Raw genomic sequence first — 12,065 nt, forward strand, 5'->3', positions numbered from 1 at the left:
GCCGAAAGCGCGTTCGTGACGCCCTTTATATGGCGGCCCTCAACGCAGTTCGCAGAGCTGATCCGTTCAAGGCCTTCTATGCACGACTGCGACAGGCCGGAAAACCAGCCAAACTCGCCCTCATCGCCGTCGCCAGGAAGCTGCTGACGGTCCTCAATGCCATGATGCGGGACCGAAAGCCGTACCTGCAGACCAAACCAACATAACAGTTGCCGGCTTTCGCCGGGACGACGGTGAGGATGGTTCTCGTTTCAAGCTGTCAAACAGCTTGTTCGGTGTTATCAGCCGCGCATGCGGGTGATCGAGTATTCCAGAGACGCCTGTGCTTGAGCCAAGGGGGCGCGGCGTACTGGATCGCCCGGTCGAGCCGGCCGATGACCGTGTGGGTGGGACGCAGATTCGCATTCTCGCGACAGAATTGCTCGAGCGGGGCTCGCGCTCCGCGCGCCCTCAGATGCGCAAATTGCGCTCCGGGGGAATGACGGAACAAATCAGCCGCAACGACGCACCCGTCCTTGCGGCCGGGTCCTGCACACGACCCTGTGACCATAGTTGAAGGCTGCGACGACGAAACTTCTGGATTGTTGGCCGCGTAGACGCCAAGACAGGAGCGCTATCTGCGAAGGTTTCATTGATGCACGACGTCTCGATCCCGGCGGCCCTGATCGCCGGTCTGGTCAGCTTCCTGTCGCCCTGCGTGCTGCCGCTGGTGCCGCCCTATCTGATTTATTTGACCGGCGCGACCATCGAGCAGGTCAACCAGGACGGCGCCACCGCGGCCTCCAAGCGCGCGGTGATGACAGCGGCGCTGATGTTCGTGCTGGGCTTCTCCACCGTGTTCGTCGCGCTCGGCGCCAGCGCGTCCTTCGTCGGCGGGCTGGTGCGCGCCTGGTCGGCCGAGCTCTCGATCCTGGCCGGCATCGTCATCATCATCATGGGCCTGCACTTCCTCGGCGTGACCCGGATCGGCCTGCTGATGCGCGAGGGACGGCTGACCGCGCCCAAGCCGGTCGGGCTGTGGGGCGCCTATGTCATGGGCCTGGCCTTCGCCTTCGGCTGGACGCCGTGCATCGGGCCGATCCTGGCGGCGATCCTCTCGATCGCGGCCGCGGAGGCCACGGTGACAAAAGGCGCCGGCCTGCTCGCGGTCTATTCCGCCGGGCTCGGCATCCCGTTCCTGCTCGCAGCCTTCATGGTCAAGCAGTTCTCCTCGCTGTTTGCGCGGATGAAGCGCCATCTCGACACCGTCGAGCGGGTGATGGGCGCGCTGATGGTGGTCACCGGCATCGGCTTCCTGACCGGCGCAGTGTCGAGCGTCAGCGTCTGGCTGCTGGAAACCTTCCCGGCGCTGCAAAATATCGGCTAGGCCTTCGCGCCGGCGCAGACTGCCGTCCGCTGGCTTTTGGCCGCGCGATGTCGGACTATTGCGGAATCGCCGCAAGCCTCATGGGACACCGATGGGCCAGGATAGTCAGACGCGCGCCAGCTGGCCGATCTTCAGTTCGCTCAGGGCCTTTCGGCCAAGCGACCTGCCGGGTGACCTGATCGCCGGCCTGACGCTCGCCGCGATCGCGATCCCCGAGCAGATGGCGACCGCGCGGCTCGGCGGCTTCTCGCCGCAGATCGGCTTCTTCGCCTTCATGGCCGGCTCGATCGGCTTTGCGATGTTCGGCGCCAACCGCTTCCTGTCCTGCGGCGCCGACTCCACGATCACGCCGATCTTCGCTGGCGGCCTCGCGCTGATGGCGACCGCCGGCTCGCCGGACTATCAGACGCTCGCGATGGCGCTGGCGCTGATGGTCGGCGCGATCATGATCGCCGGCAGCCTGTTCAAGCTCGGCTGGATCGCCAATTTGCTGTCGACGCCGGTGACGGTGGGCTTCCTTGCCGGCATCTCCGTCCACATCCTGGTCTCGCAATTGCCCGGCGTGCTCGGCCTGACCACCCCGGACGGGCCGACGCTCTACAAGGTCGGGGTGCTCACTGAAAAGATCGGTCAAACCAATCTCTACACGCTGGCGATCGGCCTCGGCGTGCTGGCGCTGGTCGCCGGATCGGAGAAGATCAGCGCACGCATTCCCGGCGCGCTGATCGGCCTTGTCGTAGCCACCGTCGCCGTGATCGCCGGCCATCTCGAAAGCAAGGGCGTCAAGGTGGTCGGCTCTGTGCCCGGAACGCTGCCGACGCCATCGTTTCCGGACATTGCACCGGAGCGATGGGTCAAACTGTTGTCGCTGGCGATCCTGATCGCGGTTGTCGTCATGGTGCAGACTGCCGCGACGACGCGCTCGTTCCTGTCCGATCCGGACAAGCCGGCCGACGTCGATCGCGACTTCCTCGGCGCCGGTGCCGGCAGCCTGCTGTCCGGGCTGTTCGGCGCCTTTCCCGTTAACGCCAGCCCGCCGCGGACCGGCATCGTGTCGGAGACCGGCGGACGTACGCAGCTTTCGGGGCTGTTTGCCGCGGCCATCGTACTTGCGCTGCTCGCGTTCGGCGCGACGCTGCTGCAGCATGTGCCCGATGCGGCGCTCGGCGGCGTACTGCTGTTCGTGGCGCTGCGCATCATCCGCGTGAAGCAGATCGTCGCGATCTTCCGCCAGTCGTTCTATGAATTCCTGCTGGTGGTGGCGACCGCGGCTGCGATCATCGTGCTGCCGATCGAGCAAGGCGTCGCCGTCGGCATCGCTTTATCGCTGCTGCACGGCATCTGGACCACGACGCGCGGCCAGCTTGCCGAATTCGTCCATGTGCCCGGCACCACGATCTGGTGGCCGACGGGCCCGCACGTCACAGGCGAGCGCACGCCCGGCATTGCCGTCGTCGGCCTGCAGGCCCCGCTGTCGTTCCTCAACGCGGAAGGCTTCCACAGCGGCGTGCTCAAGACCATCAGCGGGGCGACACCCAAGCCGCGGCTGCTGGTGATCGAGGCCAGCGGCATGATCGAGATCGATTTCACGGCGGCGCAGGCGCTGCGCGACCTGTTCCGCGAATGCCGCGACGACGGCGTGACGGTGGCGGTGGCGCGGCTCGAATCCGAGCGCGCGCAGGACGCATTCGAGCGTTTCGGTCTCTACGAGGTGTTGCCGCGCGACCACGTCTTCCGCAGCGTCGACGAAGCAGTCCGCACGCTCGGCGGGCAGACGTAGAGATTGATGGGATCAATCCGTAGCCCGGGTGAGCGAAGCGATACCCGGGAAACCGTTCCCGCATATCGCTTCGCTCATGCGGGCTACGTACTATCCTCCGTCATTGCGAGCAAAGCGAAGCAATCCATCGTGTGGCATATGCGGAAGCACGGATTGCTTCGTCGCTATCGCTCTTCGCAATGACGGAGCTACAAAATTTAGGGCGACTCAGCTGCGTAGCCCGGATGAAGCGAAGCGCAATCCGGGATTTCTCGCGCGTTGGTGAACCGTCCCGGATTTCGCTTGCGCTCCATCCGGGCTACCGGATCGCCTCGCCCCGACGACCTCAGGCCTGCTCGCCCTCGAGCGTCGGATGCTCCCTCAGGACTTCCGCCTTGATCGAGCCGGCGTGGATGGCACGAAACAGCGCCCGCCCCGTCTTGATGTTATTGGCCTTCATGCAGAGACCGACGATCTCGCGCACCGCGGAATCCCGCACCAGCTCGTCGGAGATCTTCATCGCGGTCTCCATCGCGACCTTGGCGGCACGCTCGTAGCGATCACGCTCGATCTGCTGTTTGTTCGGTGAACGTTTGTCGGGCGAGCCGACCGCCTCGGCACAGCCGGCGGCATCGCGGCAGATCGCACGGATCCGCTGCGCAGCCTCGATGTCGCCGAGCGGACGCTCGACGGGATCGTCCCAGATATCCTTGCGCCCCGCCTTGTTGAACCACCACATCGCCGCACCTTGAAAAAAGCACGGCAAGCATAGCTGGCCTTGGCGCAACCTGTGAACCGCGGAGTCCACTCCGTGCCGAGCAAGAGGCGCACACTATGGCCCGGCGGCCACACCGGCCGCCGATCCCCGCGCGAATCGATGTCGAATTCATGGAATAAAGCCCATTTCGGTTCTGATTGCGTCAGAGCCGAGGCTGCGGGACTCTCGCTTGCCGCGTTTTCACGCGAACCGACAACACTCTACGCAGATCGTTTCGGCCCGATCGCCTCGAACTGCGCCTTTTGCTCATCGCTGAGCGTGGCATAGAAATTCTCAAGCGCGGCGCGGACATCCTTGACCGCCTGCAGCATGACGTCGAGCCGCTTGGCAACGAAGGCAAGACGCGCGGGCGGGGTCATCGCCTCGTTGGTCTGGCACGCGGCCTTCAGCTTCCGCGCGGCGTCGGCGCTGGCGTCCTGCAGCACCTGAAGCGCACCGCGCTGGGTGTCGCTCAGCTGCAGCCGCGCCTCGATCTCGCCGGTCGGCCATTCCTGCATCGCAGGCTGTGCGGCGCCGCAGCTCTGGGCGACCGTCGCGCTCGGATCGCGGGCCGCGGCTTCCTTGCGCTGGTTTTCGGCGAGCGCGTTGAGCCGCGCTTTCTGCTCGTCATCGAGCAGGCCGTAGAATTTTTCGAGCGGAGGCTTCACGATTCCGACCGCAGTGACCATCGCTTCGATCCGCTGCTGCATGGCGGCGAGGCGGTTCGGCGCCGTCAACACCACCTGCGCAGGACATGCCGCGCGAATGACCTGGGCAGCCGCGAGCGACGCGCTGCCGAGTTCGCCGAGCGCCGCCGATTGCGCTTCGGTCGGCTGCACCGTATCCGCGATCTGATCCACCGGCAGGCCGGCGACCGAACGGCTGTCACTGCCGCACATCTGCTCGATGCGCCCGCCGCCGCGGTAACGGCGGCCCGTCCGGCGCTCCGGCAGATAGCCCCGGAGATCGTCATACCCATAAGGCCCGAAGATGCCGGCATAGATGTCCGGATAGCCGTAGCCCCAGAATCCGATGTCGTCGCCCCAGATCGCGTAGTCGTAGATGTCATTGTACGCGAACGGCCAGAACAGCGGGCCGACCCAGCCATAGCCGCCGCCGGGATGCTGCCACCATCCGTTCGCCACCGCCCCGCCGTGCCAGCCGGCGAGCGCCGCGGCCGCGGCGATCTGCGCGCGCGCCGCCGGGTTGCTCAACAGCCGGCCGTTGCGCAATGCGCCGCTGCGCGACAGCGAGTTGAACGTATTGCGCATATGGCCTGGTGCGATCGCGGCATTGCGCATCCGGCCGAAATTGCCGCCCCCGCGCGATGCGAAGGCGCCGTGGCCGGCGAAGCCTGATCGCGAGATCGCGCGCGAGCGGCCGAACCCGCCATGATGGCCGCCGCCAAAATGCATGTGGCCGAAGCCATGCCCGCCACGTCCATGGCCACCGCCGTGCCCGTGGCCACCACCATGCCCATGGCCGCCACCATGTCCTCCGCCATGGCCGCCACCGTGCCCGCCGCCGCCTCGGGCGATCGCATCGCCCGACAGCGCCATCGCAAGGACCACGATCGCAATTCCGATTGCCCGTCCGATCACGGCGTTCTCCTTCCGCGCACCGCACACATCGCGGCAACACAAGAGAGACGCCGGGCGGGCGGAAAAGTTCCACGCACGACGCGCGCCGCGCGGACGTTGGCGGACCCTGCGCGGCGTGACAACGCCTCAGGCGGCCGGGACGATCTTTCCGGGATTGAAGATGTTTTGCGGGTCGAGCGCATGCTTCAGCGCCCGCATCGCGTCGAGCGCCTCGGGGCCAAGCTCGGCCTGCAAATACTTCTGCTTGCCCTGCCCGATGCCGTGCTCGCCGGTGCAGGTGCCGCCCATGGCCTGGGCGCGCTCGACCAGGCGGTGCATGAACTCCTCGCCGCGCGCCATCTCGTCCTTGTTGTCGACGTCGCAGAGCAGCGAGCAGTGAAAATTGCCGTCGCCGACATGACCGACGATCGGCGACAGCAGATTAAGCCGCGTCAGATCCTCCTCGGTCTCGGTGACGCAGTCGGCAAGCCGCGAGATCGGCACGCAGACATCGGTCGCGACCACGCCGATGCTGTCGCCGGGGCGCAGCGCCTTGACGGACCAGTAGGCGTCGTGCCGGGCCTGCCACAGCTTGGTGCGGTCTTCAGGCTTGGTGGTCCAGGTGAAGTCGCCGCCGCCGCATTCGGCGGCGATGTCGCGGAAATTCTTCGACTGTTCGGCGACCTCGACCTCGCTGCCGTGGAATTCGAGCAACAGCAGCGGCGTCTCCGGCAGCGACAGCTTTGAATAGCTGTTGCAGGCTTTCACCTGCGCGGCATTGAGCAGCTCGATCCGGGCGACCGGAATGCCGGTCTGGATCGCGAGGATCGTGGCCTGGCAGGCGCCGCGCACCGTTTCGAACGAACAGGCCGCCGCCGCGATCGTGTCGGGAATGCCGCGCAGGCGGATGGTCAGTTCGGAGATGATGCCGAGCGTGCCTTCGGCGCCGACGAACAGATGCGTCAGGTCGTAACCGGCCGACGACTTCTTGGCGCGCGTGCCTGTCGTGATGATCTCGCCGTCGCCGCGCACCACCTTCAGCGCCAGCACGTTCTCGCGCATGGTGCCGTAGCGCACCGCATTAGTGCCGGAGGCGCGGGTCGAGGTCATGCCGCCGAGCGAGGCATCGGCGCCGGGATCGATCGGAAAGAACAGGCCCTGGTCGCGCAGATGCTCGTTGAGCGCCTTCCGCGTCACGCCGGGCTGGATCACGCAGTCGAGGTCCTCGGCATGCACCTCGAGCACCTTGTTCATGTCGCGCAGATCGATGCAGATGCCGCCCGCGGGCGCGTTGACCTGCCCCTCGAGCGAGGTTCCGGTGCCGAAGGCGATGACCGGCACACGATTGGCGGCGCAGATTCGCACCACGTCCTGGATGTCGGCGGTTTCCTGCGCCATCACGACCGCATCCGGCGGCTGGGTCGGCAGCCATGTAGTGGTATGGGCGTGCTGTTCGCGCACCGCCTGCGACGTGACGAGCCGGTTGCCGAACCGCGCCGCCAGCGCGTCGATCGCGCGCTTCAGGGCCTGCGGCTCAGGGCGCGTCACAGTGCTCGAAATCGTTGTCGCCACGTCAAATTTCCTCCCACCTTTAGCCGACCGTGGCAAAGCTTGTATAAGGGGTCAAGAGAGCCTGACTTGAAAAAGTGGACGCCGGAGTCACAGAAAAGCTCATGCTCGAACGCCAGCAAACCGGGGATGGATCATGACTTCAGTGACTGCCACGAGCGAGATGCCGCTTCCGCCGGCCCCGTTCAGATCCTCGGTGATGCAGATCGAGCCGCAATGGATCGACTACAACGGCCATCTCAACATGGCCTACTACAACGTGATGTTCGACCGCGCCATCGACGAGATGTGGCTGCAGCTCGGCATCGGGCCGGCCTACATGAAGGCGCGGCACTGCTCGACCTTCACCGCCGAGTGCCACGTCCGCTATCTCAGGGAAATTCATCTCGGCGATCCCGTGCAAGTCCACGTCCACCTGCTCGGCGCCGACGAGAAGCGGCTGCACACGTTCGAGGAGCTGCGCCATGCCACCGAAGGCTGGCTCTCCGCGACCTCGGAAAACCTCACGCTGCACATCGACATGGAGGCGCGCAAGGTGGCGCCGTTTCCGCCCGATATCCGCGCCCGCGCTCGCGCGATCGTCGACAGCTATGCGGGCGTACCACGTCCCGAGGGCATCGGCCGCAACGTGGCGATGCCCTCGGCGAAATAACTTGCCGTTTTCAAGCGAAGCGGCCGCCGGTTCGCGGCCTCGCTAGACCCTTGTGCGGCCGCGCACCAATCCAACCACCGCCGACACCAGAAACAGGATGACGGCGATGAAGAAGATCGCCTTGGCGATTTCGACGGAGGCGCCGGCGATGCCGCCAAAGCCCAAAATGCCCGCGATCAGGGCGATGACCAGGAACGTGACGACCCAGCTCAGCATGATCAAAACTCCGCTTCGTTTTCCCTGTTGCTTGGCGCGGACTTCTGTCCGGCGCCGCACCTGTTGAAACAATCCGGCGGGAAAACGCTGGTTCCTGAGCATGAAACCGCGAAATTTTCGCCGATTTCCGGAACCGCGATTGAGTGTGGGCTGCTGCCAAAAGCGTTCCCGTCAGCCGCGATAAAACCTGTCAAAACGGCCGATCAGGCCCTATATGGCCTTCAATCCCTGTTAAGAAGGCTCCCCTTCACCGTCCCGCGGTGCCAACGTGGGGCCGAGACGATTCGCCAATGACCGAGCCGAGCAAATTGCCCCATCACGGCGTTCCCGAGCACCAGCCGGCGGCTGGCGGCATCGCCGCGCGTGCGCGGGCGGCGGCCGGTCCGCAATATCTGAACGGCCTCAATCCGGAGCAGCGCGAGGCGGTCGAGACGCTCGACGGCCCCGTGCTGGTGCTTGCCGGCGCCGGCACCGGCAAGACGCGCGTGCTGACGACGCGCATCGCGCATATCCTGAGCCAGGGCCGCGCGCGGCCGCACGAGATCCTGTCGGTGACCTTCACCAACAAGGCGGCGCGCGAGATGAAGCTGCGGCTCGGGCAGATGCTCGGCCAGGCGGTCGAGGGCATGCCGTGGCTCGGCACCTTCCACTCGATCGGCGGCCGCATCCTGCGCATCCATGCCGAGCTGGTGCAGCTGAAATCCAACTTCACGGTGCTCGACGTCGACGACCAGGTGCGGCTGTTGAAGCAATTGCTGCAGGCCGAGAACATCGACGACAAGCGCTGGCCGGCGCGGATGCTGGCCGGCCTGATCGACGGCTGGAAGAATCGCGGCCTGTCGCCGTCGCAGGTGCCGGCGGGCGAAGCCGCCTCGTTCGGCAACGGCAAGGGCGGCAAGATCTACGCGACCTATCAGGAGCGGTTGAAGATCCTCAACGCGGCCGATTTCGGCGACCTGCTGCTCGAGAACATCCGCCTGTTCCGCGAAAATCCCGATGTGCTGCGGCAGTACCAGAGCCGCTTCAAGTTCATCCTGGTCGACGAATATCAGGACACCAACGTCGCGCAGTATCTGTGGCTGCGCCTGCTGTCGCAGGCGCCGTCGCGGCCGGGCCAGCCGCTCTCGGCGGTGATCCCGGGCGAGCTTACCTCGCCCCGCTTGCGGGGAGAGGCCGGCGCGCAAGGCGCGCCGGGTGAGGGGGACTCTCCGCGGGCTGAGCTCGAGGATAGAGCCCCTCACCCCGACCCTCTAAGAGCGAGCTCCGCTCGTCTCGACCCCGTGAAGGACGGGGAGAGGGAGCAGACCGCTCTCAAGAACATCTGCTGCGTCGGCGACGATGACCAGTCGATCTATGGCTGGCGCGGCGCCGAGGTCGACAACATCCTGCGCTTCGAGCACGATTTCCCCGGCGCCAAGGTCATCCGTCTCGAGCGCAATTACCGCTCCACCGGCCATATCCTGGCCGCGGCCTCGCATCTGATCGCGCATAATGAAGGCCGGCTCGGCAAGACGCTGCGCACCGAGGATGTCGACGGCGAGAAGGTCACCGTCACCGGCTCCTGGGATTCGGAGGTGGAAGCGCGCGCGATCGGCGAGGAGCTCGAGGAGCTGCAGCGCGCGGGTGAAAACCTCAACGACGTCGCCATCCTGGTGCGCGCCTCGTTCCAGATGCGCGAGTTCGAAGACCGCTTCGTCACGCTCGGCCTGCCCTACCGCGTGATCGGCGGCCCCAGATTTTACGAGCGCGCCGAAATCCGCGATGCGCTGGCCTATTTGCGCACCATCAATTCGCCGGCCGACGATCTCGCCTTCGAGCGCATCGTCAACGTGCCCAAGCGGGGGCTCGGCGACGCCACCGTGCAGCTGCTGCACGACCATGCCCGCAAGCGCCGCATTCCGTTGTTCGAGGCGGCGCGCGCCGTGGTCGAGACCGACGAGCTGAAGCCGAAGGCGCGCGGCTCCTTGCGCGATCTCGTCATGCAGTTCGACCGCTGGCGTGCCCAGCGCGAGGTCACCTCGCATACCGAGCTCGCCGAGATCGTGCTCGACGAGAGCGGCTACACCGAGATGTGGCAGAAGGACCGCTCGGCTGATGCCGCCGGCCGGCTGGAGAACCTCAAGGAGCTGGTGCGTTCGATGGAGGAATTCGAGAACCTGCAAGGGTTTCTCGAACATATCTCGCTGGTGATGGACCGCGACGGCGAGGCCGGCGACGAGGCGGTGTCGCTGATGACGCTGCATTCGGCGAAGGGGCTGGAATTCGACAACGTGTTCCTGCCGGGCTGGGAGGAAGGCCTGTTTCCGAGCCAGCGCACGCTGGACGAACAGGGCCGCGCCGGGCTCGAGGAGGAGCGCCGCCTCGCCCATGTCGGGCTGACCCGGGCGCGCCGCCGCGCCAAGATCTACTTCGCCACCAACCGCCGCATCCATGGCACCTGGTCGACCACGATCCCCTCGCGCTTCCTCGACGAGCTGCCGGCGCACAATGTCGAGATCACCGAATCCAAGGGCGGATCGGGCTGGGGCGGCAGCGGCGGCTATGGCGCCTCGCGCTTCGACAACCTCGAATCATTCGGCTCGAGCTATTCGACCCCGGGCTGGCAGCGCGCCCAGGCCAACCGCAACCGCGGCGGCGGGGGCCGCGGCGGCAGCGGCTTCGAGGAGCGGCAATCGTCCTTTTCCTCCGAAAACTTCAATCGCAGCAAGCGCGGCCCTGTCGTGATCGAGGGCGAGCTGGTGGCGAAGTCCACCGGCACGACGTCGGATTTTTCGCTGGATGACCGGGTGTTTCACCAGAAATTCGGCTACGGCCATGTGGTGAAGATCGACGGCAACAAGCTGACCATCGCCTTCGAAAAGGCCGGCGAGAAGAAGGTGGTCGACAGCTTTGTGGAGCGGGTGTGACATAGCGACCTTCTTTGGCGGTCTTCTCTGTTGGTAGCCCTTGACCCCAGTTGATTTCATGGGTTGAGATGGCCCCATGGTCCGGGGCAGGTTTTTCCTTTTTGTCATCGCGCTCACCGCGCCGTCGCTGGCGGTCGCGGAGACGATGAGCTTTGGCGATTCTGCAGCGCAACTGGCCAAGGCCTGCGGCGCCGACATCACCGCCAACTGCCGCGGCGTCAATCTCGACTCCAACCGCCTCAAGGAATGCCTGTCGCGCAACCGCGACGTGATATCGCCGCAGTGCAAGGAGAGCTACTTCTCCACCCTCGATGCGATCCAGAAGCGGATCGTGGCGCGCGTCACCGTTGCGAATGCCTGCACCCGCGAGATCGTCAAGGTCTGCGGCGGCTCGACCAAGGAGACCAGCAAGTCGGTGCCCTGTCTCGTCAGCGCCAAGGGCCTCAGCCGCAACTGCACCCAGGCGATCAATGACGCGGGGTATCAATGATGCGGCTGTCGAGGCGAGGCTTGCGCGATCCTGGCCTTTTCGCCCTGCTGGGCACGCTGGCTTTGCTGGCGATGCCGATTGCGCCGGCGCGTGCGCAGACCGCCATCACGCGCGACGACGTCATCGCCAAGCTCAATCATTACGAGACAGACGCCGAGATCGATGTCCCCGCGCTGCGCCAGCAGGCGGCCGAACGATCGAAGTCGCGATCGAAGAACGAGCCACCGCCCTCGAAGCGGCCGCCGATCGCTCCCGATTTGACCAAGCTGCCGACGTCCAACGTCGACATCGCATTCGACGTCGACACGCCGATCGTGCTGCCGGAATCGTATCAGACGGTCGGGCGGATCGCCGATGCGCTGACGCACTCCTCGCTGCTGCCCTACACCTTCCTGATCGTCGGCCACATCGAATCGACCGGACGGCGCGAGAACAACGTGCTGCTGAGCCAGCGGCGCGCCGACGCGATCCGCGACATCCTGGTCAACACCTTCAAGATCACACCAAAGCGCCTGCAATCGGTCGGGCTCGGCGAAGAGCAGTTGCTCGATCCCGCCAAGCCCAACGCGCCGGTCAACAACCAGGTGCAGATCATGCTGGTCGGCAAGCTCGCCGACAGCGCGCCGCCCGCGCACCCTGCCCCGGCGGCCGCCGCCAAGAAGCCGGCGAAATCGGCGAAGAAGCACTGAAGCAGCATTTCCGCCACGCCGCGGAATAAATTTCTGCCCCGGCGGGTGATTGCAGAACGGATCATACGTCCCTATCTGCGC

The 12,065-nt window shown here is 65.8% G+C and carries 10 protein-coding genes and 1 pseudogene; 7 read left to right on the top strand and 4 right to left on the bottom strand.

What is annotated here, in order from left to right; translation table 11 throughout:
* From AC1VNY_RS41300 to AC1VNY_RS41310, 3 genes and pseudogenes are all read left to right on the top strand, one after another.
* Positions 1-206, top strand: a pseudogene (locus tag AC1VNY_RS41300) (IS110 family transposase); the annotation flags it as partial.
* Positions 207-634: 428 nt separating this feature from the next.
* Positions 635-1,366: a cytochrome c biogenesis CcdA family protein gene (locus AC1VNY_RS41305; RefSeq protein WP_461192031.1), complete on the top strand. Its 732-nt coding sequence runs from the start codon at positions 635-637 to the stop codon at positions 1,364-1,366.
* Positions 1,367-1,457: 91 nt separating this feature from the next.
* Positions 1,458-3,146, top strand: coding sequence for a SulP family inorganic anion transporter (locus AC1VNY_RS41310; RefSeq protein ID WP_482409493.1), 1,689 nt, complete (start codon positions 1,458-1,460; stop codon positions 3,144-3,146).
* A 325-nt stretch (positions 3,147-3,471) separates the two neighbouring features.
* Here the strand turns inward: AC1VNY_RS41310 and AC1VNY_RS41315 are convergent, their stop codons facing one another.
* From AC1VNY_RS41315 to AC1VNY_RS41325, 3 genes are all read right to left on the bottom strand, one after another.
* Positions 3,472-3,864, bottom strand: a complete 393-nt coding sequence (locus tag AC1VNY_RS41315; RefSeq protein WP_028342150.1) for a hypothetical protein — start codon at positions 3,862-3,864, stop codon at positions 3,472-3,474.
* Positions 3,865-4,103: 239 nt separating this feature from the next.
* On the bottom strand, positions 4,104-5,483 hold the full coding sequence (locus AC1VNY_RS41320) for a Spy/CpxP family protein refolding chaperone (protein WP_028342151.1): 1,380 nt from the start codon (positions 5,481-5,483) through the stop codon (positions 4,104-4,106).
* A 126-nt stretch (positions 5,484-5,609) separates the two neighbouring features.
* Positions 5,610-7,034, bottom strand: a complete 1,425-nt coding sequence (locus AC1VNY_RS41325) for an FAD-binding oxidoreductase (protein WP_482409494.1) — start codon at positions 7,032-7,034, stop codon at positions 5,610-5,612.
* A 160-nt stretch (positions 7,035-7,194) separates the two neighbouring features.
* On the opposite strand from AC1VNY_RS41325, the gene AC1VNY_RS41330 reads away from it, so the two are divergent.
* Positions 7,195-7,683 (top strand): thioesterase family protein, encoded by a 489-nt coding sequence (locus AC1VNY_RS41330; protein ID WP_411781301.1) that lies wholly within the window; start codon positions 7,195-7,197, stop codon positions 7,681-7,683.
* Between the two features lie 42 nt (positions 7,684-7,725).
* Here AC1VNY_RS41330 and AC1VNY_RS41335 read toward each other — a convergent pair whose 3' ends face one another.
* Positions 7,726-7,899 (bottom strand): DUF1328 domain-containing protein, encoded by a 174-nt coding sequence (locus AC1VNY_RS41335; protein ID WP_016846258.1) that lies wholly within the window; start codon positions 7,897-7,899, stop codon positions 7,726-7,728.
* 290 nt (positions 7,900-8,189) lie between these two features.
* Between AC1VNY_RS41335 and AC1VNY_RS41340 the strand changes: the two genes are divergently transcribed.
* The 3 genes from AC1VNY_RS41340 to AC1VNY_RS41350 all read left to right on the top strand — a co-directional run bounded on the left by AC1VNY_RS41340 (position 8,190) and on the right by AC1VNY_RS41350 (position 11,984).
* The gene (locus AC1VNY_RS41340; RefSeq protein WP_482409495.1) at positions 8,190-10,805 is read left to right on the top strand and encodes an ATP-dependent helicase; all 2,616 of its coding nucleotides are present in this window, start codon (positions 8,190-8,192) and stop codon (positions 10,803-10,805) included.
* Between the two features lie 76 nt (positions 10,806-10,881).
* Positions 10,882-11,295, top strand: coding sequence for a hypothetical protein (locus AC1VNY_RS41345; protein WP_028342155.1), 414 nt, complete (start codon positions 10,882-10,884; stop codon positions 11,293-11,295).
* Positions 11,292-11,984, top strand: coding sequence for an OmpA family protein (locus tag AC1VNY_RS41350; RefSeq protein ID WP_482409496.1), 693 nt, complete (start codon positions 11,292-11,294; stop codon positions 11,982-11,984). Before AC1VNY_RS41345 ends, AC1VNY_RS41350 begins: the two co-directional genes overlap by 4 nt.
* Positions 11,985-12,065: the final 81 nt, after the last annotated feature.

The sequence above is a fragment of the Bradyrhizobium ferriligni genome (assembly GCF_056837965.1).